This window comes from Paenibacillus sp. PAMC 26794 (genome assembly GCF_000316035.1).
In the GTDB taxonomy this organism is placed as follows: Bacteria; Bacillota; Bacilli; order Paenibacillales; family Paenibacillaceae; genus Paenibacillus.
Window position 1 is genome coordinate 183,153 of sequence record NZ_ANHX01000076.1, and the last position, 26,349, is coordinate 209,501.

Annotated in this window: 22 protein-coding genes and 1 pseudogene; 14 read left to right on the plus strand and 9 right to left on the minus strand. The window is 44.6% G+C overall.

Annotated elements, in window-relative coordinates; genetic code table 11:
• Positions 1-404 precede the first annotated feature (404 nt).
• Positions 405-1,367, plus strand: coding sequence for an endo-1,4-beta-xylanase (locus tag D829_RS0124430; RefSeq protein WP_017691540.1), 963 nt, complete (start codon positions 405-407; stop codon positions 1,365-1,367).
• A 141-nt stretch (positions 1,368-1,508) separates the two neighbouring features.
• On the opposite strand, the gene D829_RS0124435 is transcribed toward D829_RS0124430, so the two are convergent.
• Both D829_RS0124435 and D829_RS31810 read right to left on the minus strand, forming a co-directional pair.
• Positions 1,509-2,552 (minus strand): NAD(P)/FAD-dependent oxidoreductase, encoded by a 1,044-nt coding sequence (locus D829_RS0124435; RefSeq protein ID WP_017691541.1) that lies wholly within the window; start codon positions 2,550-2,552, stop codon positions 1,509-1,511.
• Between the two features lie 34 nt (positions 2,553-2,586).
• Complete coding sequence (locus tag D829_RS31810) at positions 2,587-3,579, minus strand: ABC transporter substrate-binding protein (RefSeq protein ID WP_017691542.1); 993 nt, start codon at positions 3,577-3,579, stop codon at positions 2,587-2,589.
• Between the two features lie 212 nt (positions 3,580-3,791).
• On the opposite strand from D829_RS31810, the gene D829_RS0124445 reads away from it, so the two are divergent.
• Entirely contained in the window at positions 3,792-5,399 is a 1,608-nt protein-coding gene (locus tag D829_RS0124445; RefSeq protein ID WP_017691543.1) for a helix-turn-helix domain-containing protein, read from the plus strand.
• 13 nt (positions 5,400-5,412) lie between these two features.
• Here D829_RS0124445 and D829_RS0124450 read toward each other — a convergent pair whose 3' ends face one another.
• The 3 genes from D829_RS0124450 to D829_RS0124460 form a co-directional block, all read right to left on the minus strand.
• Positions 5,413-6,576: an MFS transporter gene (locus D829_RS0124450; protein ID WP_017691544.1), complete on the minus strand. Its 1,164-nt coding sequence runs from the start codon at positions 6,574-6,576 to the stop codon at positions 5,413-5,415.
• 320 nt (positions 6,577-6,896) lie between these two features.
• On the minus strand, positions 6,897-8,237 hold the full coding sequence (locus D829_RS0124455; protein WP_017691545.1) for a glycoside hydrolase family 30 protein: 1,341 nt from the start codon (positions 8,235-8,237) through the stop codon (positions 6,897-6,899).
• Positions 8,238-8,529: 292 nt separating this feature from the next.
• Positions 8,530-10,047 carry a leucine-rich repeat domain-containing protein gene (locus tag D829_RS0124460; protein WP_017691546.1) on the minus strand — a complete coding sequence of 506 codons (1,518 nt, stop codon included), beginning with the start codon at positions 10,045-10,047 and terminating at the stop codon, positions 8,530-8,532.
• Positions 10,048-10,425: 378 nt separating this feature from the next.
• Here D829_RS0124460 and D829_RS0124465 point away from each other — a divergent pair, with 378 nt between their 5' ends.
• The 7 genes from D829_RS0124465 to D829_RS0124495 all read left to right on the plus strand — a co-directional run bounded on the left by D829_RS0124465 (position 10,426) and on the right by D829_RS0124495 (position 16,512).
• On the plus strand, positions 10,426-11,316 hold the full coding sequence (locus D829_RS0124465; protein WP_017691547.1) for a diacylglycerol kinase family protein: 891 nt from the start codon (positions 10,426-10,428) through the stop codon (positions 11,314-11,316).
• 147 nt (positions 11,317-11,463) lie between these two features.
• On the plus strand, positions 11,464-12,381 hold the full coding sequence (locus tag D829_RS0124470) for an aldo/keto reductase family oxidoreductase (protein ID WP_017691548.1): 918 nt from the start codon (positions 11,464-11,466) through the stop codon (positions 12,379-12,381).
• 273 nt (positions 12,382-12,654) lie between these two features.
• On the plus strand, positions 12,655-14,037 hold the full coding sequence (locus D829_RS0124475; protein WP_017691549.1) for a hypothetical protein: 1,383 nt from the start codon (positions 12,655-12,657) through the stop codon (positions 14,035-14,037).
• Between the two features lie 257 nt (positions 14,038-14,294).
• On the plus strand, positions 14,295-14,465 hold the full coding sequence (locus tag D829_RS33085; protein ID WP_017691550.1) for an aspartyl-phosphate phosphatase Spo0E family protein: 171 nt from the start codon (positions 14,295-14,297) through the stop codon (positions 14,463-14,465).
• Positions 14,466-14,564: 99 nt separating this feature from the next.
• Positions 14,565-14,945 (plus strand): GntR family transcriptional regulator, encoded by a 381-nt coding sequence (locus D829_RS0124485; protein ID WP_017691551.1) that lies wholly within the window; start codon positions 14,565-14,567, stop codon positions 14,943-14,945.
• A complete protein-coding gene (locus tag D829_RS0124490) occupies positions 14,942-15,817 on the plus strand; it encodes an ABC transporter ATP-binding protein (RefSeq protein WP_017691552.1) in 876 nt (291 codons plus the stop codon). Before D829_RS0124485 ends, D829_RS0124490 begins: the two co-directional genes overlap by 4 nt.
• Complete coding sequence (locus D829_RS0124495; RefSeq protein WP_017691553.1) at positions 15,814-16,512, plus strand: hypothetical protein; 699 nt, start codon at positions 15,814-15,816, stop codon at positions 16,510-16,512. Before D829_RS0124490 ends, D829_RS0124495 begins: the two co-directional genes overlap by 4 nt.
• 164 nt (positions 16,513-16,676) lie before the next feature.
• Here D829_RS0124495 and D829_RS0124500 read toward each other — a convergent pair whose 3' ends face one another.
• The 3 genes from D829_RS0124500 to D829_RS0124510 form a co-directional block, all read right to left on the minus strand.
• Positions 16,677-17,195: a hypothetical protein gene (locus D829_RS0124500; protein ID WP_017691554.1), complete on the minus strand. Its 519-nt coding sequence runs from the start codon at positions 17,193-17,195 to the stop codon at positions 16,677-16,679.
• A gap of 50 nt (positions 17,196-17,245) precedes the next feature.
• On the minus strand, positions 17,246-18,019 hold the full coding sequence (locus D829_RS0124505) for an isocitrate lyase/phosphoenolpyruvate mutase family protein (RefSeq protein ID WP_017691555.1): 774 nt from the start codon (positions 18,017-18,019) through the stop codon (positions 17,246-17,248).
• 77 nt (positions 18,020-18,096) lie between these two features.
• Complete coding sequence (locus tag D829_RS0124510; RefSeq protein ID WP_017691556.1) at positions 18,097-19,149, minus strand: trifunctional transcriptional activator/DNA repair protein Ada/methylated-DNA--[protein]-cysteine S-methyltransferase; 1,053 nt, start codon at positions 19,147-19,149, stop codon at positions 18,097-18,099.
• A 529-nt stretch (positions 19,150-19,678) separates the two neighbouring features.
• On the opposite strand from D829_RS0124510, the gene D829_RS31815 reads away from it, so the two are divergent.
• The 3 genes and pseudogenes from D829_RS31815 (at position 19,679) to tnpA (ending at position 23,050) form a co-directional block, all read left to right on the plus strand.
• Positions 19,679-20,572, plus strand: coding sequence for a transposase (locus D829_RS31815; protein ID WP_277422763.1), 894 nt, complete (start codon positions 19,679-19,681; stop codon positions 20,570-20,572).
• 1,379 nt (positions 20,573-21,951) lie between these two features.
• The gene (locus D829_RS0124520; protein ID WP_017691558.1) at positions 21,952-22,386 is read left to right on the plus strand and encodes a hypothetical protein; all 435 of its coding nucleotides are present in this window, start codon (positions 21,952-21,954) and stop codon (positions 22,384-22,386) included.
• Between the two features lie 192 nt (positions 22,387-22,578).
• Positions 22,579-23,050, plus strand: a pseudogene (tnpA, locus tag D829_RS31820) (IS200/IS605 family transposase).
• Between the two features lie 299 nt (positions 23,051-23,349).
• On the opposite strand, the gene D829_RS0124530 reads toward tnpA, so the two are convergent.
• On the minus strand, positions 23,350-23,748 hold the full coding sequence (locus D829_RS0124530; protein ID WP_017691559.1) for a hypothetical protein: 399 nt from the start codon (positions 23,746-23,748) through the stop codon (positions 23,350-23,352).
• A 1,537-nt stretch (positions 23,749-25,285) separates the two neighbouring features.
• Between D829_RS0124530 and D829_RS34145 the strand changes: the two genes are divergently transcribed.
• Both D829_RS34145 and D829_RS34155 read left to right on the plus strand, forming a co-directional pair.
• Positions 25,286-25,555: an IS110 family transposase gene (locus tag D829_RS34145; RefSeq protein WP_241230812.1), complete on the plus strand. Its 270-nt coding sequence runs from the start codon at positions 25,286-25,288 to the stop codon at positions 25,553-25,555.
• 109 nt (positions 25,556-25,664) lie between these two features.
• Positions 25,665-26,349, plus strand: a 685-nt coding sequence (locus D829_RS34155; RefSeq protein ID WP_241230813.1) for an IS110 family transposase, incomplete at its 3' end; no start/stop codon positions are given.

Consider the following 26,349-nt stretch of genomic DNA (forward strand, 5'->3'; position numbering starts at 1 on the left):
ATCATTTCATACTAGATAAACATGTGGTGAATGTAAACTCCAATGTAAGAGGTTGTTCAAAAAGTCCGCTTTTGATTACGAATCATGCCTAGCGGCATCATCAGCATCGAAGTTGAAATTCAGCCGAAATGTCCGTTGCTCACGTAGTTTTCCCTACGCTCCGCTACTCCATTTCTAACTTCATTCCATCTTCTCGGTACTGAAAACCAAACTTTTTGATCTCCAATGGAAGAGTTATGTTGGATTTAAGAGAGTGAATACATAAATAGTCTCATAAAAAACACTAAATTTTATTTTTTTACAAATAAAATACTATAATTTGACAGGTGTTAAAAACCAAAATTATCCAGTAAAATGGTATTTGTAAGCGCTTAACAAAAAATGAATACTAAGGAGGAAAATCATTGATTAAGTCTAAGTGGTTTAAAACAGTCGGCTCACTGGCATTGGTAGGGATTCTCGCTGCTTCTGTTGCGGTTGGTAGTGTGAGTGCTGGTTTGGCGAAAGGCAGCAAATTTTTGGGCAATATTATAGCTAGCCAGGTTCCTTCAAATTTTAGCCCGTATTGGAATCAGGTAACTCCGGAGAACTCAACCAAGTGGGATGCTGTGGAAGGCACACGCAACGTAATGAATTGGGGCCAGGCGGACATGGCCTACAACTATGCTAACAACAACGGATTTCCGTTCAAATTCCATACGCTCGTATGGGGAAATCAACAGCCAAATTGGATTAACAGTCTCTCAGCCGCTGATCAGAAAGCTGAAGTGACACAATGGATTAAGGCCGCAGGACAGCGGTATTCGAAGTCTGCCTTCGTTGATGTTGTGAACGAACCTCTGCATGCGAAACCATCCTACCGCAATGCCATTGGTGGAGATGGGGCAACGGGTTGGGACTGGGTCATCTGGTCATTCGAGCAGGCGAGACAAGCCTTCCCTAACTCCAAATTGTTAATTAATGAATATGGTATTATCGGTGATCCCGCTAAAGCGGACCAATATATCCAGATTATCAATCTTTTGAAAAACAGAGGTCTAGTTGATGGTATTGGAATCCAAGCGCATCACTTCAATATGGACAACGTTTCTGTGAACACGATGAACACGGTACTGAACAAGCTTGCGGCTACGGGGCTACCAATCTATGTATCCGAGCTGGATATGACGGGCGATGATAATACGCAATTGCAGCGTTACCAACAAAAATTCCCTGTGCTTTGGAAGCATTCTGCTGTTAAAGGCGTGACGCTGTGGGGCTATAATCAGGGGCAAACGTGGGTAAATGGTTCACATCTGGTTAATAGCAACGGTACAGAACGTCCAGCTATGCAATGGCTGAGAAACTACCTGGCGAACAATCCTTAAGCGGGCGTTTGCACGAATCTGAGCTTCCCTTGTGATTACGATGACTAGTATATAACACCAAATAGCGCCTGTTCCACATGTCAAGCATGGGAACATGGCGCTATTTGGTATGCAGAAGGGTGTTTCTATGTGTTAACCGTTTTAAACTTCTTCCTCAACCACACCTAAGGCGCTATTTTTCTCTTTGAACAGCTCATTGTGTGAGGATACATATGCCATTGGAGAAGCATCGGGTTGTATATAACGCTTGGCACTGTTCAGTGCAAGAATACCACTAGTGAAGGTGCCTGCGAGTAATTCAACTTTGCTATCATAGGCAACAAAATCACCTGCGGCATATATGCCGGGAAGGTTGGTCGTCATATCTGCTTCCACCTCCAGGTTCCATTCACCCAGATTCAGTCCCCATTCCCGGATGGTACCGTAGTTGCACTTCATACCGTGATTGACGATAACCGCATCGACCTCCAGCTGCTCTCGCTCTGAAGTCTCGGTATGGACGAGTGATACACGATTAATCTGTGTCCCATCGCTACTGTGGAGCGCTTCTATAGTATAGGGTGTCCGAACTTGAACGGAGGAGTTCTTCATCATCGTAACACTGCGCTCCAGACCGCCAAAGTGATCACGGCGATGAACGATCGTTACGCTACTGGCAATGGGTTGTAACTCATTGGCCCAGTCTACAGCGGAATCACCTCCACCTGAGATTAATACTCGCTGGTTGCGGAAGCGCTCCAGTTCCTGAACCGTGTAGTGCAGGTTGGTCACTTCGAAGCGATCTGCTCCTTCGATCTCAAGCTTGACGTTCTGACGCTCTCCGTACCCAATAGCCAGAATCACGGTCTTGGTTAGATGTTGCTCGCCTTGATCTGCAGTCAGGAGAATGGCTCCATCCTCCTGACGTTCCATGCCGACAATCCGCTGTCCGAGAACAATCGTCGGATCGAATGTACGGGCTTGTCCAATCAACTGCGCAATGAGCTGTTCCCCACGAATTGGAGGCATGGCCCCGACATCCCATATCATTTTCTCAGGATATGTCAGGACTCTTCCGCCCAGTTCATTCTGTGCTTCGATAACCTTGGTTTTCAGTTCTCTCATGCCGCTATAAAATGCCGTGTACAACCCGGCGGGTCCTCCGCCGATGATGGTCACATCATACAGTTCAAGTGAATCTGTCATCGCTTACCTCCATAATTGGTTGGGTGCAACCCCATTATTTTTTGAGCATGATTGGCAGTTGTTTGATCAGTTCTTCCCTCGCCAGTGGATCTGTCGATATCCCGAGACCGCCATTTACGAAATATACTTTACCGGCTTTGATAGCGGGCAGTTGGCTCCATACAGGACCTTTGGTCATGTTCTCGACTTCCTTCAGTTCTTCGTCACTGTAATACACAATAAATACCCGGTCCCCGGCAATTTCGGGCAGCTGTTCAATGGAAATATTGGCATAGCCATAGTCATCCGGGTCATCAATCATTTTCTGAATCGCTGCGGTTGGCTTGAATCCATCTTCGTTATACACGAAACCGGGCAGGTAACTGGTCGTGTACACACTTAATCGTTTCTGGCCGATCATGTATTGGAATACGGATGCCGTCTCGTCCTTCTCAATGGTGCCATCCTGCTGTAGGTCGTTCCACATCTTCACAATCTTTGCATTATGTTGTGCAAGAAACTCTTCTGGTACTTGCTTGTTGCCAAACCATTCACCCAAACGCTTGATCCGAACAGGCATAGGGTCCCATTCATTGGTCAGGATCACCGGTGCGATCTTGGAGAGGGTCTCATTCTGTTTTTGGTCTGGAGTTGATGTAATAATCAGATCGGGCTGAAGTTCTACAATCTTCTCGGGACTTGGCGGCCAGCCGATATCTGCAACATCTTTCAGTTCGTCTTTATACGTCGCGTATTGCAAACCTTGTTGTACTACACCTACAGGCTTGATACCGAAAATCAACAGATCTCCAACCGTGTTGTCGGTGTATACGATGCGTTTGGGCGCTATGGGAATCTCCACCTGATTACCATAAGCATCGGTCGCCATCTGGGTTCCTTTTTCCTCGGATTGGGTGGTAGTTTGACTGGTGTTCTGTGGCGTTGTGTTGTTGGCGGCGGTATCAGCTGTTTTACCACAAGCTGTTGCCACCAATACCACTAAACATAAAGTGAGCAACGTGGTGAGTCTTGACATTTTTTGTATCATGAATATCCCCCTGTATGATGAAGCATTTACTGATAATCATTATCAATAAACCAAGTGTAATGCCGTTCAAGAATGCATTCAATGGAAGATTAGGACGTTTTTTTTGCATTAATAGGCTGGTTATGGGCAGGTTTCGGCCATTGATAACCAAGGGAGAGTTGAGTTATGATGGCTCTAATTGATAATGATTATCACGAAGAGGAGTGCTGATTTTGGATCTGACTCATCTCAAAACCCGGTACGGTGTTTCCGGCATTTATTACGAACTTCACGGGTTGGCTCTACAGCATTTATCGCCTAACGAAGGTATTAAACGACAAACACTAACAAATGAGATCATGATTGTGGTGGAGGAGGGGGAGGGTCTGCTCATTTGCGATGGTAAGATACATGAGCTGCAATATGGTGTTCCCCTCGTTATTAATGCAGGACACGCGGTAGAGATTCGAATAAACGAAGAGACGTTGTTATCCGCGTGGTTAGTTGCCTTTACCTTGCATGATTCAGAACGCAGCATGTTCTCCGCCTTCGTCGAGACCCGTGAGATGGACACGGCCGGATTTCGAGCCATATTGCAGCGGATCAGGGGGATTGAAAACCGTCGTATGGCACAGGATCGCAAACAACGAGTCGGTATTCACACCCAGTTTCAGAGATTAATGAGCATGGTTCTGCAAGATACCCATGAGTACGAAGGGGAAGTCTCCAGTGAGCATACAAGAGCGAATATATCCGAGATCATTACACAGCTAAAGGGCCGCTACAACGAGGAAATTACCGTGGATGATCTGGCGGCACAGGCCAGAATTAGCAAGCGCAGATTTACCCATTGGTTCAGGCAACTCACAGGAACGAATCTGTCAGATTATATGACAACGCTGCGGATGGAACATGCCAAACAACTGCTTTTACGCGGAGGACGTATGAAAGAGGTGGCCACTCTGGTGGGATATCGGGATGAGTACTATTTCAATCGACGCTTTAAACAGATGGAAGGAATCTCCCCAGGTCAGTTCATTCTTAACCACCGGCAGAGCTCGTCCAACATCTGTGTGATGAGTTGTCTCGGCCATCTGCTTGCCCTTGGAATCCGCCCGGCGGCGGTTGCCAAAAATCTGTCCAATGAGCATTATCTAACCCCGTTAAGTGCGAGTTTTCACAAGGTTAACAGCGTACCGCTGGACCCACAGGAGATTTCCTATTTGCAGCCTGAGATGATTCTCGTTGGAAATCAGGAGGAATACGACATGTTATCACCAATCGCACGGACATATATCTTTTCACAGAACGACCACAAGCCATTTGTATTGTTACAGAAACTTGGAGAGGTATTCGGTAAGGGGCCAGAAGCAGAGAAAGTAATGAAGCAATATGAACGTAAAACACAGCGTCTGAAATCCCGGTTAAAGGGTGTGATTAAGAGTACAGATACGTTCTCTGTGATGGAAATACGCGATGATTCGATCTATGTGTTCGGCAATTACTGGTGTAGGGGAGCCTACAATCTGTATGATGGCCTGGGACTTCAGGCACCAGAGCGGGTTCAGAAGGAATTAATTGACCGTCAGGCTTATCTCATGATCTCAGAGGAGCAAGTTACATCCTATGCAGGTGACCACTTGTTCCTAACGGTGCTGGATTCGGAGCGGTATGAACGTATATCGAACAGCATCTGGTGGCAGGAAATGCCCGCAGTGAGGCAAAATCAGGTGTATATGACCGAATATACGGAATTTGCGGTTACCGATCCCATATCCATGCCTTACCAGCTAGATACCCAGGTGAAATTAATATTGGATCGTCAAATGTCCCATTCCTGAGTATCTGTTTACCCTAGGCTGCGGGGGTGAAGCATTTAATTTTAATCCAAATCAAGACAAAAGCGATCAGCGCAAATATCATTCCGCTCCAGATCAGTTGATGTATTCCAAGGTTCGCGATGAACCATCCGCCGATGGCAGTACCCAGGGTAATACCAAGGTTGGAAAAGGATACATACAAGCTGTTGCCGAATTCAGGCGCATCCTGCGCTTCAGCGGTTAACCAGGTTTGGCTTACAATCAATCCTCCTGAATGCACGGATGCCCAGAGGATGACTACAATAACCATCCACATGAAGTGGGGACCGGCCCAATAGACGAGTGCGTAAGCTGCTACATACAGCAGGGGGAACATGAGGACAGTGCGGACCACGCTCTTACGCAGAAACTGTCCAAACCCTAAATTTCCGATGATCATGACGACACCAAAGACGGTCAGCATGACACTGATCCATGATCCGCTCATGTGGGTGACCTGTCCAAGATACTCGGCAAAATAGCTGTACACGGAGAACATGGCGGCGAATATAAAAATGACTGCGACAACATTCAGCCATAATCCAGGTTTGCGCAGAATACCGAGTTGCTTGCCATAGGACATCTTTTCCTTCACGGGCATCGAGGGTAGCCAGATCCATATGCCGATCAAAGCGACCACACTGACCATCGCTCCAAACAGGAAGGCGATTTCTAGGGATAGCCGTTCAGCAAGATACGATGTCAGAGGCACGCCAAAGGCAAAGCCTGCGGTAACTCCGGTGAATACTTTGGCGACAGCCTGACTGCTTTTCTCCGCCGGAACAAGTTGGGCACTGGTGACCAAGGCTACGGAAAAGAAGACGGGATGGAATAACGCGGGAATGATACGGAAGATAAGCATGGTATCAAATGTTGTGGCGTAGGCATAGACGACGTTCGAAATGGCAAACATCAGCACAGCGGTTAAAAGGATGATTTTGCGATTAATTCCGGACGCCAGCAAGGTGAGAAAAGGGCCTGCAATGGCTACAACCAGCGCAAATATACTGACCAGCCAACCTGCCTGTGCAGCCGTAATGTTGAATTTATTCGCAACCTGAGGCAGTACCCCCACGATTCCCATTTCTGTTGTAATAATTCCGAATACCCCGAGTGCCAGCATCAAGATAAGCAGTGGATTGACCTGTTGTGATTTCATGTAAAGCGTACCTCCAATGAATTTAAATATACAGAAAAGTAGATATATTATGTCGAAATGAGCCTGCCTTGCCTCCTATAACTCCTATAATGTGATGAACATGAGAGTAAGTTCTCTGGATTACATTATATCTAGATTTATAGATTTGTAAATATAAAAAGTGAAACGTCATATCTTTAAGTTGTCTTCGGCTTGTGTTCTACAGGAGTAATTATGGTAACAATAAGTATGGTCTGGCCCATAAACAATAGCGCCGGCCCGGGGAATTCTTGGGGCCAGACGCTATTGTTGTTCACGCTTTTACCGATGTGTTGGATTAGTTATTTCGGTTGAATAACCATGCTGTTGAACGAATCGGCTTCCAGCTCAATGTGAAGGGTCTGTCCTTCTTCAAGGGTTAGATACAGGTCACGACGGTCCCGGAATGGATTGTTGATGACAATCACGAGACTGTTATCCGGGTTGCGGAAAGCAACGGATTTTCCGCTCCACGCGCCTGACAGGCCGACTCTTCGAGCACCAGAAACAATATGATGCGCGAAGTGTTTCATCACATAATACTCAGGGTTCCGAGTAACCTCCTTATTGTCCGGATCTACGGTCATCATGGAGTTCTGCTCCCAGCCCCATGTGCTGCGGCCTTTGGGTTCCAGAACCATGTTCCAGTAGATGTACGCGTTCACTCCGTTGCTGAAGTAATGCTGGTAGAGGTTATATACATATTTGGCGTAGTTCCATGAGTTGTTGCCATCGCCGCATTCGTTCTCGGTCTGCATATAACGTAGCTCCGGATAACTTGCCGAGGTACGTTGAATGGCATTTTTGCCAGCCCATTGATACCCAACACCCTTGATATAGGAATAGGCCTTCGGATCACTCAGGACAAGCCCGGCGTACTCATCGAAGTCGTTTGTTTTTTTCTTAATTAATTCTTCCCATGGATCAGGGGCGTTGATCGTTCCCAGCCAGATTTCCGTATCCAGACCATGCTTGTGAAAAGCCGGGCCCAGATAATCGGCGATAAACTCACGAAGCTGCTCGCCTGTCCACATGCAAGAAGGGAATTTCTGATCTGCAATCACTTCGTTCTGCACATGCACCTGATGGATCGTAATGCCTGCGTCACGGTAAGCTTGTACAAATTTTACGAAATACAGGGCGTAGGCCTCCAGGATATCTTTCTCCCAACGAAGCGTGCCATAGTTATAGGCTTTGGGGGATTTCATCCACGTTGGCGGACTCCATGGGGAGGCGAAGAATTGCAGGTTTGGGTTATAACTTAGAGCTTCCTTAATGTAAGGAATCAGATATTTGAAATCACGTTTGATCGAAAAATGTTCCATGGCTACGTCGCCGTCCATCTCGTTGTGGCTATACCACTGCTCTGCATAATCACTTGCGCCAATCGGCAGGCGACAGATGTTAAACTTGTGCTCACCCTCCGGATGGAAGAGAGAATGAAATACCTCGTGGCGCTGCTCCTCATTTAAGTGGGATAGAGCCATATAACCAAGCTCGTTGAAACAGCCGCCAAACCCTTCCACAAGCTGGTGCTGTTCACCCGTCAGTTTTAAGTTAGCGCTTTCATTAGTCGGCACAAAAGATAGCTCTCTCCACGGGTTGTCTTGGGTTGTGGAATAACCAGTGAGCGTGAATGTCATGTGAATTTCCTCCTCGCTTGAACCTCAGTTGTCATATATATTACGTTCAGTATAACAACTCCCACTGCAAAAGAAGATATGCTAAACCGTGTGAAATTTACCCTAATCCAAGATAGAGCACCACGAGTACGTTTCCGCACAGACAGATCTTATGCTGTATTTGCTTGTAATCGGCGATGTCCATATACCATTATCCAATGTCATAGCGAAGATCCCCGCTGATTGTTCAGACGGGGACTTTCGCTATGTTTCTCATATTCTCTTATGGCTGAAAATGAACGTGAGACACAACTTATGGCTGCACACTCTCACCAAGCTGTTTATTTTCAAAAATCAGAATCGTTTTGCTGCTCCCGATATAACCAACAGAGGTATTGAATTGCTCTGAGATGAAGCGTACCGGTACAAAAGCTTTACCATTTTTCATCAGAAGAGGAGCATCATTGATCGTAAGCGAATCATTCACGACGACTTGCTTGTTGCCCACGCTCCAGCGGATGGTTTTGTCATTCTGTGTGATCACAGCTTCGCGTGTACCACTGTTCCAGTTCACACTGGCGTTTAACTGCTCCGAGACAAATCGCAGAGGCACATAGGTCCGCCCTTCATCGATAAAAGGTGCAGCATCCAGTACATAAGCGCGATCTCCTACATAAGCAGTGGTGGACCCTTCAATCAGACGCTGGAAGCTGCCCTGCGGCGTTCGTTTCTGCTCCCGCACATTCATCCGGTTCAGAAGCTGCATCGTATGACTGCCGCTCACAACATCCAGATAGTTGTTCTGCACCGTGAGTCCCGCAGGTTCAACCTCTGAGGTAGATGTCTGAATACCGGACGATAACGAGGTGGAGGCCGAGATATCCTGTATGGCATTTGCCGCTGACTGATCACGGGTAAACGTAAAACCTGCAATCGGTGTTAGATCCCACACCCGGTTGTTGGACAATTTCAATACATCCAGGTTGGATAGTTGCCGAAGAGGTTCCAGATCATAGATCTGATTGGATTCTGCATTCAGCTCCTTCAGCACAGTTAGTCCCTCAAGCCCCTTAAGGTGCTGTACTTGGTTACCAGAGATATCAAGTGTCCGCAGCCGTGTCATGTGCTTCAGTGGTGTCAGATCCGTGATTTGGTTGCCTGCCACATTCAGGTTCCGCAGCGTATTTGGCAGTTCTGCCAGTACATCCAGCGTCTGAATCTGGTTATTCGCCACATTGAGTTGTTGGAGTCGCGTTTTACCCATGAGCGGTGTCAGATCGCTAATCGTATTGTTTGAGATCTCAAGCCATTTCAGTGCATCCGCATCCGAGAGGGCCGCAAGACTGTCGATCTGGTTACCGCTGGCGTGGAACGTATGTAATCGGTTGAACCCACGTACAACCTCTATGGAAGATATGGAATTGTTGCTGATATACAGCCGTCCCAAGTCTTTCAATTCAGTAAGTGCGTCTATGGATGTAACGTAATTATTGCGAACATCGATCTCGCGAAGCTGGGTGAGGTGCGCCAGCGGTGTGAGATCCTCAATCTCATTCCCATATAATCGAAGGTGAGTCAGATTGGTTGCATATTCGAGACCGGTCAGGCTGTGAATACCTGCATTGCTCAGATCTACCACTTCAAGCTGCTCCAGATCCGTTGAAGTTAATGGCACATCCAGAGGTTTGTTCAGGATTAACTTCAGTCCGTCCTCCAATGCGGGATCTTCAACGATTCCCTCGCCCAAGTCCGTAGTTGTGTAAGCCATGGCTTGCCCCGATGCCCCGAGACTCAGGATGAATACTAGAAATAGTAGCGTCATTCTTCTCATTGCATGCATTCCCTCCGATTTTTAGAATTATAAAATAATCCGAACAGATTGAGTTAGATAAGTATAGTATTTACACGATAACAGCGACCGGAAGGTTGTTCTGCCTACCGAGTGTCCAGTGTGAATTGAAGAGTTTAACATATACAGGTTCGGCTAAAAGCACATCTATAGTTATTAACCCGTCAACAGGGAAAAGGAACAAGAAATTTCGTAATGGGTATTTCTCTACTTCTATTCTATATGAAACAAACCCTGCTCTGCACTCTTCAGAGGCATCTTTATAAAAAAATTTAAACATCTCCCGTAGACCCTATTCAATCTACCCTTGAAACGGGTATAGATGAAGTAAAGATGCCATGTGGAGGAGAAGATGTGAGTATGCGTCAAGCCATGATCATTAGTAATCCATCGTCAGGTAAGGAAGAGGCCGAGCAGTATGTGTCCCAAGTCAGAGAAATTCTGGAGTCACAGCAGTATGAGGTGGTGGTTAATGAGACGGCCGGGGAAGGTGATGCCACCAACTACTGTCTGAGCGCCTGCAAAGACGGCTGTGATCTGGTCATCTCCATCGGAGGCGACGGTACACTGCATGAGACGATTAACGGCATGATGGATCAGGATCATCGTCCCCAACTGGGCGTTATACCGCTAGGTACGGTGAATGATTTTGCGCGTGCGCTGAATATCTCGCTTGACCCGGAAGAAGCCATTAGGCAGTTACGTTCGAATCAGACCCATATCGTGGACTTGGGGAAAATCAATGATCGCCTGTTTGCCAACGTTGTGGCTGCGGGTTCTTTGGCAGAAGCATTGTTCTCCGTATCTTCGGAAGAGAAGTCGAAGTTGGGATCATTCGCATATCTGAAAGAAGGCTTGAAAGACCTGGTGAATACACCAGCCAATCATCTAACCATCGAATATGATGGACAGATCTGGGAGGGGGAATCGCCACTTTTTCTGGCGGCGCTGACCAACTCGGTCGGAGGATTCGAGAAGTTGTCCCCGGATGCAGAGGTGGACGATGGTCTGATACATTGTTTTGTCGTTCGTAATATCAGTGTGTTCAACAGTCTGACCCTGGGCACTTCCCTGTTATTTGGTAGTCTGAAAGACCATAAGGACGTGGACTATTTTACAGCCAAAGAAGTTCATGTTCGCTCGGACGAAGCCATTCGCACCAATGTAGATGGGGAAGAAGGTCCTGCCCTGCCAATTCATATCCGTGTCCTGCCAAGGCACATTGAGGTTATCGTACCGGAAGAAGTATAACTTATTCTTTTGTATCTATAGGCTGGAATGAAGAACCTATCATTTCTCCATATGAATGTAGGATAAAGCTATTGAAACCGATTGCAGATATATGTCACAATCAAAGGTAAGATACACGATAATATTCGAATATGGAGGGAAAACATCTTGAGAACGATTAAATTGGGCAGCAGTGCACTAGAAGTACCTGTAGTCGCGGTGGGCTGCATGCGGATTAATTCACTAGACGGTAAGGAAGCCGAACATTTTGTTCGTTCTGCAATGGAGGTTGGCGCAAATTTCTTTGACCATGCCGACATTTATGGTACAGGAACATGTGAGGAGATCTTCGCCGAAGCGGTACAGATGAATCCCCAAGTTCGTGAAAATATGATTCTTCAATCCAAATGCGGTATCCGCAAAGGCATGTTTGATTTCTCCAAAGAGCACATCCTGAATTCAGTCGATGGCATCCTGCAACGTCTGAAAACAGAATATCTTGACGTACTGCTTCTGCACCGTCCAGATACATTGGTTGAGCCGGAGGAAGTGGCTGAAGCCTTTGATCAACTGGAGCGCGAAGGTAAAGTGCGTCACTTCGGGGTATCCAACCAGAATCCGAACCAGATCGAATTGTTGAAAAAATACGTGAAACAGCCACTGGTAGCCAACCAGTTGCAGATGAGTATTACCAATACGACGATGATTGACAGTGGCATCAACGTGAACATGGAGAACGATGCCGCGGTTAACCGTGACGGTAGCATTCTTGATTACTGTCGTCTGCATGATATCACCATTCAGCCGTGGTCCCCGTTCCAGTACGGATTCTTCGAAGGCGTATTCCTGGGTAGCGACAAGTTCCCGGAATTGAATGCCAAGATCGACGAGATTGCTGCGAAGTATGACGTGAGCAATACAACGATTGCAATCGCCTGGTTGCTTCGTCACCCTGCGCAGATGCAACCTGTGACAGGCACGATGAATATTGAACGTCTGCAAGACTGTGTAAAAGCAGGAGATGTTCATCTTACGCGTCCAGAGTGGTATGAAATTTACCGTGCGGCAGGCAATATACTGCCTTAAATCCAAGTTATAGTGAGCATGATGACTGCTGAGTCAGTTGAGAACACGAGCCCGTAGATGGCTCGTGTTTTTTGTCTATTTTCAGGTTTGATGTCAGGCGCGTTTTCGATATAAAATAAGGATAGGAGTGTCCGTTTTATAAAAGGATTAAAATGGTTTTAATACAAATTAGTTGAAATTATTATATTGACCGATACTTTCTAATTACATATAATTACTTTTGCATACCGATAATCCTGTTTATGTTTTTTTATTTTGGAGGGTGGTGTTCGTTTGGAGTCGACAACCACGATACGCGATCACTTGGAAAGTTATCTGAAGCGTGAGCAGATGTCCATTAGTCATTTTTCGGAAACGTCAGGGATTAATTCGGGTACGCTCAGCAATATTTTGAATAAAAATCGGCCGATTGCCATGCAGCAGTTGGATCGTATTACTTCCGCCATGAGACTGGAAGAAGGTTACTTCTATGAGTTATACATAGATGAGTGCTTTGTACACGCGACCCCGGACTGGCGAAGACTGGGACCCTTCCTTCATCGCTGTGCCGAGTTGGACAAGTTGGACTGTATTGAAGAGGTTATTCGTCTGATGATGGATAATCTATCCTATATTCCTTTGTTATTTGATGTGGCTGAAGAATTCTTCCAAGCGGGTAAATTCAAACCGGCCATTCTTCTATATGAAAACATTGCTGAAAGCGAGAAAATGCAACATTCCGAGCGGCTTGCACTCTGTCAGTATCGACTGTTCCGGTTGGGACTGACCAATGATCAGCAGCGGAATCTGATTATTGCAGCCCGGTTCGAATACTATGTGGATCGGCTGGATGAGCGCTATCAATTGGATGCGCTTAACGAACTGATTAATGCTTTTGGAGCATTGCATAGATGGAACAAGGTTCAGGAGTTATCTGAAAAATTGAAAGTAAAAGCGTCCATCCATTATGAGATGAATGGCCGAAGGAAACAAGAAGAGACCAAAAGACCAATTGTCTTCTATATTCTGTACTCCGATCTAGCTGCAGGAAGTGCCTGTTATCATTTGAAGGACTACACCGGCGCCCTAAAATATGTTTCTTTATATTCGGATAATCGCTGGGTGAGGAACCCGGATAAAGATGAAATCGTTGTTATGAATCAGTTTCAGGAATGGGCTGAAGCTAATCGATATATATATCATTTAATGGGCGGTCATTTTGAGGTGTTACCTGATTATCTGGCGTATATCTCAACGAAGGAAAATGAGATATTCCCAGCGCTGTGTGATATTGTAACAGCGGCTAATCGTTATGATAAGGATATTGATCATGTTCTCAAACAGTATGAATCGTACTTCACTTATCAGGAACAGAGTAACCGAATTGGCAAAGTGAGCAGACAGGTTACGGATGATCGATATTTACGACTTTTAGCAGATTTGGGTGCATATTATTTAAAGAAAGACGAGTATCATTTAGGTATAGAATTTGTGCTAGATAGTTTAAAATTTTCTATTGAAATTAGCAGTGGACGAGGTATGCTTAGAGGTGTCGGACTGTTTGAGCAATACCGGGAATTTGCATCTGAGACGGCGAAACAGCAATACAAAATGATAATTAGTGAGGTGCAGAAACTCAATGAAGAGAAAGTTGGCTTTGCTGATAGCTACCTGTAGTATCGTTGTATTCATCGTAGCTCCTGCTACGGAACCTGTCCCAGGCAAGGAAAGCCCGAATCCCGAAAGCCCGAACCCCGAAATTATGAGACCCGCTGATCATGGATTTGGAACTTAATAAAAGTAAAGAACGCTTCTGAATTCATTTCAGAAGCGTTCTTTTTTTGTGTATCAAAGTGGAAGAATAAGTATGTCGTATCTCACATGCGCTTATGATTGGCATAATACACTAAAATATGACAAAAAGGAGGGATACTATGGATCGCCTGGATTTGATATCACGGATCGAAGATGCCAGACAGTTGTTATATCGCATGCATATGGAATACGGCAGTCTGCTTCATCCGGAAGTGATCCAGCAATCCGTAGTCCTGGACGGGCTTATTAATCAATACAACAGAGCCAAGGTAGGAAAGGCAATGAATTAAGTTCGCCTATTTACATTTGCGTTTTTGTATACTATAGTTAGTTACATGAGTAACTAACCGACTAACTGACTAATGAATACGTATGAAAGTTGGAAGCACATGAAATCGACTTTGGATGAATCTCAGCCTATTTTTCATCAGATTGCCACAATGATTATGGACGATATTGTGGAGGGCAGATTGAAGGTGGAAGAACAGGTTCCCTCAACCAATGAACTGTCACGCTTCTACAATATCAATCCGGCTACAGCCCGCAAAGGACTTCAGGAACTCGTGGACAAGGGGATTATATACAAACAGCGAGGTGTTGGAATGTTTGTTTCAAAGGGAGCAAGAGAAGCATTGCTCGTTGAACGGAAGCAAGATTTTTATGAAGAATACATCAAGCCTTTACTTGAAGAAGCCAGACGGATTCACATGAATGAAGACATGATTATTGATCTGATTCGCGGCAAGAAGGATAAGGAGAGTGAGTTATGATTCATATGGAGCAGGTCAACTACAGCTACCAGAAGACGCCCGTTCTGAACCAGGTTACGCTACATGAGAGTGAGCCAATCATTAGTGCAATCTGGGGAAGAAATGGAGCGGGTAAAACAACCATGATGAGTTTACTGGCAGGGCATAACCGCCCGGACAGTGGAACCGTTCAGATCATGGGTCAAGACCCCTATAATAATCTGGCTGCCCAAGAGCATCTGTGCTACATCCAGGAGAATCATCCCCTGGGGAAAAATTGGACGGTTAGTGACATGGTTCAAATGGGGCAATACTTTCATCCGCAGTGGAATCAGGAGTTGGCGGAACGTTTAATCGATGTGTTCGAACTACCAACGAAGAAGAAGATCATTAAATTTTCGAAAGGCATGAAGACTGCCACCCAGATTATATTAGGTCTTGCCAGTAATGCAAAGATAACCATTCTGGATGAACCCACGAATGGGCTTGATGCTGAGAAGCGTAAATTCTTCTATAATGCGCTACTGGAAAGTTATGAAGATAACCCGCGTCTGATTCTGATATCCAGCCATCATATTGAGGAGATTCAGCCTTTATGTGAGTCCCTTATCGTTTTGCAATCCGGAGAGGTGTTGTTAAATCAATCGATGGAAGAGATGCGCGAAAAAGGAGTTCTTCTAACAGGGGGAATTGACGATATTAACCGAGTTACAGCAGGGGTTAAAGTTATAGAGTCTTCCCAGATGGGATCGACTGTGAAAGTGATGATTGATGAGCCCTACTCGAAAATATGGAAGGATATCGCTCATTCGCAGGGTCTTTCCATTGAGAAAGCGACATTACAAGATTATTTGGTTAACAGGACCCGTAATCAAGAGGGGGTTAAACCATGAACGCAGTAAAAGGTACGAATCGACTGATTCGCGATGATATGCGTTTGTATCTGGGCATATTTTCATCCATCGCTCTAATGCTCGCCGTTGTATATCTGGCCATTGGCTTCATATTTGATGTCTCGTATGCTACGCAACTGTTTGGTCCCATGTACGGAGGGATATGTACGTTTGCAATCGGGGGAATTATTACACTGTTTCCGGTTGCGATCGGTATGGGCAGTACACGAATTCAATTCATGAAATCCTTCTATATGAACTCGGTATGGATGGTTGCAGGCACCATGATCATTCTGCATGTGGCGTATTTCCTCTTACACCTGCTTCAGGAAAAAGGAATTGTTGACGTAACCCTTTATCAACCGGGCATGTTGTATTCAAGCGAATATCATTTCTTATCCTACCTGTGGATTGATCTGATGTGCGGCTTTCTCGTACTGGGAATTTCTGTCTTCCCGACGGTCTGCTGGATGCGCTTGGGGATGCGTAACTTCTTCATTATGTTCTTTGGGGTAGGCCTAATGATCACTCTGATCGTTGTCTTCGCAGATTTTGGGGAGTGGATGAAGTGGTTTGCGAGTGTGAATATGATGACACTGTTCACCGTTCTGGGGTGCATTGGTGGTGCGCTACTTCTATCTACGTATCCGATGATGAAGAATGCGCCGCTTACCATGAAATCCAAAAAAGACTGACAGCATATTGTTATATAAAAGAACCGGGCAAGGAATCTTAGCGAAATTCCCTGTAATCAGAAAAACACGAGTGCGAACACGCCTCGTGTTTTTGGTATCATCCTAATCACTGAATATACCTATTCAACAATCTTTGTGCGCAATCCCAAATGAAGGTGTATGCGTTAAGCCTGAGCTTGTGGTTTGAATCCTTCGTCTTTGAGATACTCGCCAGCTTCGCTACGCGTTTCAAAAGCCATATCCAGATTAACACCGGAATACACATACCACATGTCATCTTCATATTTTAAAGTCAGCGTATGTCCATCTTCATCGATCCACGTTCCGCCACCCGTAGAGGTTGTAGACAATACAGGAGCAGCAGCTTTTACTTGTTCTGGCTCTTGGAATTCAACTGCGTTGGGATTGTGAGACATCGCTTGGATCGTTTGATCTAACAAGGTGCGCAGATCTGTTTCGGAGTAATCACGAATATTGACGAATCCTTTGGCATCGGTTTCATAGTTGGGCAGTAACCCTGCATAGATATAACCGTTACCGTTAGGATGAATATGGAGAGCAACAATCTTTTTATCATACGCACTTTCCTCGTAGTGGAAATTAACACGACCGAGAGAAACATCTTTGCGTTGCAGTTGGGGATACGATTGTAGCATTTCTAGCTTTTGTTCCACGTTAAGCATAATTGCCTCCTGTAAATGTTCAATAGAGGTGATTATAACATGCCCTCCTGTTAATTTCCCGATAAAATGTTTCTCCCCAGTTCTTTTAGGTGTTCCATAACTTGCAGATAGGGATATGGCCCGTAGCTTACACGTGCTACACCCAGTGTGGCAAGCTGTTTTGGTGAAGGCTCAGGAGACGTAACCATAACGTTAATTGGCAGCGGTGAACGCTCACACAATTCCTGAATCAATTCGTGATCCTGCAAACCGGGTACAAACAGACCACTGGCTCCTGCATCTGCATAATGGCTCGAACGTATAAGGGCCTCCTCTAGGAGGGAGTGGTTATGGTGTTCAGGTGCATGTTGCAGGAAAATATCTGTGCGGGCGTTAATGAACAAAGGTATGCCTGCCTGCTGCGCAGCTTCCCGGGCGGCGGACAATCTTGGGCATTGCTCCTCCACAGTGTACAATCCCAAGCCAGTGGGAAGTTGATCTTCCATGTTGATTCCTACAGCACCATGATCGATGACTTGCAGGATATTTTGCTTCACTTCTGACACAGACCTCCCATACCCTCCCTCTATATCGATCGTTACAGGCAGATCCACGTTCGCTGTAATCCGTGCGAGATTGGCAAGCACGAGATGGAATGGCATGGCTTCACCGTCGTGTTCACCGTGGGCCGCAGCAACGGACCAGCTCCCGGTAGCAATGGCCCTTGCTCCAGCGGATTGAATGGCTTGCGCACTTCCGGCGTCCCACACATTGACCAGAACAAGTGGTTTTCCTTTCACATGGTATTGTTGGAACAACGCTGCTTTTTCTTCTAAGGTACTCATATTATGTTGACTCTCCTTTGTTATATCATGCATTCCTTTGGACATTTGATGCGTACTTCATTATTTCATTCTGTTTTTCAGCTACCCTGTTTTTGTTTCTCGTGAGTCAAAAGCCAGTTTTTGCGAGTTAATCCCCCGCCGTATCCACCCAGTTCGCCACTGGCATTAATTACACGGTGACATGGAATCACAATCGCAAGCTGATTGGCCCCATTCGCCTGTGCCACAGCTCGGCAAGCAGTCGGTTTTCCCAGTGCATTTGCAATCTCCTGATATGACCTCGTTTCACCAGCCGGAATGGCCATTAGCTGTTCCCACACATGTTTTTGGAATGGTGTTCCTAAACAGAACAACGGTGTTTCGAATGCTGTCCGAATACCTTGAAAGTACTCGTTTAGTTCACGCTCAATGGACTGGATGGGAGCTGTAGTGCCAGGCACAATCGCTGATTTGGTTCGTTTGCGCAGACGCTCAACTTCGCGTTCCAGACCTCTGCGGTCCACAAATTCCAGTAAATATAGTGCCTCTTCATCTGCAATGGCCATCATCGGGCCGAGGCGGGTGTCAATCCAGGACGCTTTTAGGATATGTCCTTCATCGACTTGTGTAGGGGCGGCACCCATGATCCGTGAAAAGGCATCGCGGAAGCCGCTGCTTGACTCATATCCGGTAGATAATTGGCTATCAATCACGGTGCGTCCTGAACGAATATTCTTCAGGGCAAGTCCCATGCGTCGAGCACGAGCATATTCGACAAAGGTCATGCCGAACCGCTTCTTGAACTGACGGCGAGCAGTGGATTCGTCGATGGAGAGGGCCTTGAAATCCTGTCCTTTCCAGCGTTTCTCCGGATTTTTCTCCACAGCTTCCACTAATATGCGAACGACATCGGATACTTGGTTGGGGTGAGAGAGCGGGCGACAGCGCTGGCAAGGGCGATAAGAGGCCAGAAGTGCCTGCTGAGCCGTCTCATAGAATTCGCAGTTTTCGAATTTTGGCTTTCGTGCAGGGCATGTGGGACGACAGAACACACCTGTGGTTCGGACTCCAACATAGAATAAACCTTCGTATTCCGAATCCTTGGCCACAAGCGCCTCGTAATATTGTTCCTTCAGATCAGCAGAAATCATGGGGGCACGTCCTTACTTCAATAGATGTATCAATACAAAACAAACCATAAATTACACTGTGTCAAGACGACTGGGTTCACATTCCCCGTTAGCGTGTATATTGTAGGTTCACTGTAAATTGATTATAAAAAAACGATGCACATGGCATCGCCGAAAATCAGGCATGAATATTTTTATTTCATCATTTTTATCATTGGATTGTTATCGCTTTTGGGTACACGTCCAGTTTACCAGAAAGAACGCCAGGAATATGCATAACCCACCGAAGAATGGAGTGAGAAACAGGAAGGCACTGGTCTTCCCTGGGCCACCCTTACTTAATAGCTGTACTTGCCCAAAATTAGTTCCATGAAATGTAAATAGAGACACACTTGACTCTCTGCGTAAAATAGAAGTACCACCAACCACCCCACGCAGAGGAGAACAAGATATGTCTCATACGTCTACTTTATCACAAGAAAAGCACTGGAACAATCGGTTAGGCGAGTGGAAACTTCCGCTATAGTTCTCCAAACCTGCTCTTCACCACATCAAGCACTTCGTGGATGGGATGCTTTCCACCGGTTTTACAGGAACGTTAACGGATATTCACCGCGAAAGCCTTCAAGAGAGAGAGCGCCGGACATTGAGTCATTTCTTAACTCATGGGAACTGGGATGCTTCTTACTTGAAACGCGTGGTTCAACGTGTCGCTTTTCAGCAAACTGAGGCGTGCGCTCGGCGAGAATGTAGTCCCATGTTTGTTATTCTGGATGACACCTTGTGTGAAAAAACCAAGCCTTCGTCACAGGCTACACACACGATTCAAGGGGCTTCGTTTCAACATTCTCACCTCAAGCGGCGACATGTTTACGGGCACGCTGTCGTTCAAACGCTACTTCTATCAGGGGATCAGGTCTTTCCTTTTGCCACAGCGCGTTACGACCCACAAGGAGAAAGTAAAATCGAACTCGCGGGTGATATGATTCAGGCCGTCCCGATGTCTTCCTGCCGAACCTACGTCCTGCTGGATTCGTGGTATCCATCTGCTTTCGTACTTCAAACCTGTGCGGAGCGTGGATTTCACGTCATTAGCGGCTTGAAAACGAACCGCATTTTCTATCCGCAAGGCATCCGGCAATCGCTCCAAAGCCTTGCTTCGTACATCTCGAAATCGGACACCGATCTAGTGACCATCGGTTCCTCCGCTTACCGGGTATATCGCTATGAGGGCAAGCTTAACTTGGTAGAAAACTCCGTTTTGCTCCTGTGTTGGACCGAGGGAGAAAACTTTGGTCCCAAGCAGATGAAAGCTTTTCTAAGTACAGATGTTTCCCTGAGTAATGAAGAAATATTGAGCTGTTACAGCAAACTTTGGGCCATTGAAACCTATTTTCGTACGGCGAAAGTTCAGCTGGCCATGGATCGTTACCAGGTTCGCTAGGCAAAGGCCATTGACCGTTACTTGACTCTGCTTCTGTTTGCTGCACTGTGTTGTACGTATCGTAACCATGGAAGCTTAATTTACGGGATACATGGCTACCGCTTTCAGAAAAAGCACGACATGATTGAATATATTTACAACCAAGCTCAGCGCGAGGCCACATTAGACCAAATTAAAACGCGGCTCAGAATCGCATAGGGATACTGTCAGGTTTTTTAACTCACAAATATTTAAAGCGATAATTGCCAAGTGCAGTTAATAGGTAATACCACATTCAATTTGACATTTATCGCATATTCTTTAGTGTCTATTCCAATCCACATATGGCTTATGTCATCACGAACGAAATCGAGACGAAACGCTACACATTAATTGTGGTAGAACAGAAAACCATTTGCCGTACCCTGCGGCACAACAACTGTTAGACATAAATTATTTATGTTTCAAATAAAACACTTACGTATACGTAAGTGTTTTTGGTGTGTAGGGGGGAAGTATCTTTCCACCTGATTCGGTAGAGACACTGCGGAGGTATATCGGTACGTCCAAACGAATAATAAGCTATATTCACTATTTGACGGAACTGTATGAAAGCATAGAAAAGAAAGACTAAGAGAAATAACAAAAATCAAAACCCCAATAAATCGCTGTTTTCAAGGAAGCTTAGTTAACACTAAGCTTCTTTTCCTTTGTTCCCACGTTTCAGCTATTTCCCGGTTCACACGTTCTCTTTTTTAGGATTTTTTTGTAAAAAAAGAAATTCATTTCTCTTTATAAGGTAGGAGCGATCTCTTCAAAAAGGACAGAGGGCTTATATTGAAAACGGATAATGAATTGAATCGTCATTTTATCACGTATATAGCCAATCTTATATACTATAACTCTGTAAATAATGACAAAAAGAGACGAATGAAGGAAACCGATTTCCTCTGACCTTAAACAACGATGAAAACCTAGAATCCAGCTTACTTACCGTTTATGATTCAAAATCTGCACCCCAAAATCTAGAAGATCATATTACGGATCTTTCCCTTTTTAAAGCTTATAAATCCCTACCGGCCCAGCAAAAACAGAGTCTCTCTTTTGCGTATGTACAAAAGCTAAATGACAATCAGATATTAGTAGTCGGGCCCATTTGGAATAAAACTTTTTCCTAATGTTGGTTATTGTATTATCTGTATAGAAAGGTGGGCATCTAAACAATTTTTTATGCCCTTATCTCAGAAATTGTAATACAACTTATCTGTCCACTCTCTTAACGAAACGAGTCAAGAATAGAGTGTATAAAGTATTTACAGGAATATTTTTCTATGTTATTGTATGTGATATACATCTAAAATATGGATGTATAGTATAATATTACTGGAGGGAATTATATCATGAATCTTAAGTCCATTTTCAAAGGAGTAGTGTCATCTGCTCTTGCAGTTGGTCTAATTACTGGAGTTAGTACTTTACCGACTTTTGCGCAGTCGACTGAAAGTTTGTCGGAAAATTATGCAACTGAAAGAGGAGTAATTCAACCTTATGACATGGATGTTTCAAGTGGCACTTATTCAGGAACAGGATTTTCGACTTCATACAAATTATCAAGTGCTAATGGGAAAAACGTAAATTTCTTTATTAAGAATACTGGGGATGTAAGCGTAAAAATTACAATTAATGGAGGTTCTGAAGCCACTTTCGCAGCAGGTAAGAGTGGCCACATTAGTGCTCCAGTTGGTGTCTTCGCTAGCGAATATAAATTTAAAGCTTCAGCAACGCCTAATGGTGGTGATATTAGTATAGAATATAAGATTGCTCAAAGAGACTGAGGAAACTCCATAAATAGAAGAGCCGATTTCCTGTAAGTTAAGGGAAATCGGCTTTTATTTTGTATAAGAAAACCCCCAGTTCGACTGGGGGTTCCGGAAAGCTTATAGCTATAAGTAGTCCATCTTTTGACCTTCATGATAAAATGAGTGCCGGTCTGCCAACCGCACGGATGAAATCAAGGAGGGAGAAAGATGGACAAAAGCAGTCTAGCACATACGAAATGGAACTGCAAATATCATATTGTATTTGCGCCTACATATCGAAGACAAGTGATCTATGGGAAACTGAAAAGGGAAATTGGGAAGATCATTCGAGAGTTATGCGAGAGAAAAGGTGTAGAAATATTGGAAGCGGAAGCTTGTGTCGATCACATACACATGCTGGTGAGTATTCCGCCAAAACTGAGTGTGTCTGGAATTTATGGGTTATCCAAAGGGGAAAAGCTCGCTGATGATTTTCGATAGGTTTGCCAATCTGAAATATCGATATGGCAATCGACAGTTTTGGTGCAGAGGATATTACATGGACACGGTAGGAAGAAACAAGAAAGTGATCGCCGAATACATTCGGAATCAGCTAGCGGAGGATAAGAACTACGAACAGCTGACCATGAAAGAACTATTGGACCCGTTTAAGGGTGAGTCTGTGAAAAAAGGCAAATAATAAGCCCCTTTTAGGGGCAAGCCCGGAACCGCTCGCGGTTGGCAGACTTTCAGTGCGCCTTCTTAGGCGCAAGCTAGTACCATGCCCTTATAGGGCTGATGGAAGCCACCGGCTAAGCCGGTGGTTATGACTAATTTAGGTACTTATTTTCCTGGCTTTCATCTATGAGCATTTTGCATGAGCTCCTCAAGTCTAGTACGTAATCTTTTTTTTTTACTCTATGTCTGCACCGAATTACCAGATTACCATCTCGGATTCAGGAGCCTTATAAAAAACTAAAAATATCTTAAGCATCAATTTTAATCTCTTTGAGCAATACGATAGTCTATACTAATTTTACCACCATTAGGCGTTGGTACGGCTTTAAATTTATATTTGCTACTTAAGGAACCAACTGGAGCACTAATGTGGCCACTCTTACCTGGTGCGAGAGTTCTTTTCTGATCTCCATTAATTGTGATTCTTACGCTTACATCCCCAGTATTTTTAATAAAGAAGTTTACTTTTGCCCCATTACTCTTTTTTAATGGGTTTGTAGCCTGAAATTCAGTTCCTGAATAACTGCCACTTTTAGCTGCATAATCTTTCGACGAACTTTCAGTCGACTCCGCAAAAGCAGGTATAATAATAGTTCCAGCAATTAGACCAACTGCAAGAGCAGATGACACTACTCCTTTGAAAACGGACTTAAGATTCACGATAAAGCACTCCTTATTAAAGATAATTGTAATTATTCCGCCTTTATTTCAAATTACATGTCTATACATTCCTGTTTCCGTAGAGGTAGTTCCGTAACGGAGTGCCCTTATTTGTGTTGTCTATCAATTAAGATCGTAAGAGGCTAAACATTTACATTTTTTTTAATTATAGAAACACAAATCCTCTTATATAATATTTTTTTATTCAATCATATTTTATACATATATTACATTTAATGATATAGTAAAAAAGTACCAGTCTGAACTTTTTAGATCTGGATTATGCAAAATTCGATTCGGGCAGTGCAGAAGAAGAAAATGCTTATCTGAAAGTGCAGGTAGAATATCTAACAAAAGCTCAATCCAAATTTGCACGGAGAGGGAAGCTGGATTTCGAAGCTCGGTGCCCAGTCCGGTCGAGAAATAAGCAAGTGGGCACCTGTGGTCTGGCTGTGTAAAATTGCTGAAATTTCGCGTGCAGGTTACTACAAATGGAAGAAGAATATCGCCCTCAAAGAGAAACGAGCAGAACGGGATGCGGTTCTGAAAGCACATATTTTAGGCATCTACCGGATTCGTCCTTATTTCGGTACGCGAACCGTGTTAGGAAAGAAAGGTTTTTGCTTAGCTCTCGGTTGTGATGGATCTGAACAACAACGAAATTATAGCTTGGAAACTCTCCGAGCGAAATGACTTAAAACTCGTGACAGACACGGTGAAGAAACTGAAGTGTGGACCTTTCTTGCTCCATTCGGGCCAGGGGTTTCAGTATACAACACAGAGTTATGCGAAGTTACTTGAAGAGAAAAAGCTCACAGGGAGCCATTGTCAGCGTGGGAACTGCTATGACAATGCTTGTATTGAGTGGTTCTTCTCCCACTTAAAGACTGAGAGTTGTATTTGGAGAAACCTCAGAATTTGGAGCAAGCAAGGAGCCAAATTACGGAGTATATTTTATTTTACAACAGGGAACTTTTCCAAAACAAACTGGGCGACCTCTCCCCGATTGAATTCCGAGAAAAAGTCGCCGCTTAATAAAACTTCTTTTTTTTATTATCTACTTGAATGGGTTATGACCAAACATTTACATGATCCGACAGCAAATAAACCCCACTGTCTATAGCGTTCTGATTCTCCACTGCTAACGCCTCCATAAAATAGATTTAATTCACTATAAAGGAGTCTCTTAATTGTAGCCAAGAAGTAATATCATCCATTTAATTATAAATATACCCAATAATTTAATGTGAAATTAATTTAGTATAGAGAAGTTTGATTATGAAACTATATATCTACAAAATATTTTTTATTTTTTAATATATTTACATTATAACCAATGATGCTTATAGGGACAGTATCTAAAAATTTTGGATCTTTTGGTGGCTATAATACCTATCAGCTATTGTCTACACTTCTTATTAAGAGCCATTCCTGTAATGAAGTAATTTGAGCTTTGAATGAAAAATGCGCCTTTAGTATACTGGGAATCGTTGTTCCGGACAAGAACAATACCCACATACGAAAAGAGGCGCACATCATGAAGTATAAGATGAAACAGAAACAGAATCAACGGATTACGCGAATTACAGAAGATACGTTAGTCATTGGAGCAGACATTGCCAAAAAGATTCACGTAGCTAGAGCGGTAGATTTCCGTGGCATTGAATTAGGAAAAGACTGCGTGTTCCACAACGATCAGGAAGGGTTAACGAAGCTAGTAACATGGATGAAAGAACTTCAGGAGGTTCATCTGAAAACGGACATTGTTTTCGGAATGAGCCTACCGGGCACTACTGGTTTCCGCTAGCTGCTTTTCTGGAAGCTCGAGATATCGAAGATCGTCATTGTGAACCCGCATCATGTAAACAAGAGCAAGGAAATTGAGGATAACTCGCCGACGAAGAGTGACTATAAGGATGCCAAAGTCATTGCAGATCTCATTCCGAAACGGGAAGTATTCGGAGCCCAAATTGCCGGCGATGGAATATGCCGAATTACGCATCCTCATGAATTTCCGTGAGAAGGTTATGGTGAGTTTAAACCAAGTCAAGGCCCGTGTGCATAACTGGTTCGACCGCTATTTTCCAGAGTATTTGAGCGTGTTTAAAGATTGGGAAGGCAAAACTTCCTTGATGACAATGCGCCAGTTTCCGACACCGGAAGAGATCGTCTCTACAGGCGCCAGAGGCGTTCTCGCACACTGGAGAACGGAAGTGAAGCGTGGAGTCGGTATCAAGAGAGCGGAAAAGCTCTTTGCGACAGCCGGGATATCCATCGGGCTTACCCAAGGGTTACGAGCTGCGAGACTGGAGCTTCTGAGCTTGCTCGACCAGGTTGAGCTTTTCTCTAAACAGGTGGAAACGACCATGAATCAGGTCATGGACATTTTGAGTGAGATCCCGGGAACAACGCAGATGTTGAATATACCAGGCGTTGGCGCGGTTACCGTTGCAGGATTTCTGGCTGAGGTTGGCGATCTGAGTCATTACGACCACGGACAACAAATCATCCGGTTGGCGGGCTTGAATTTAAAAGAAAATAGTTCTGGTAAGCGTAAGGGTAAAACTGGCATTACCAAGCGTGGACGATCTCGACTAAGAG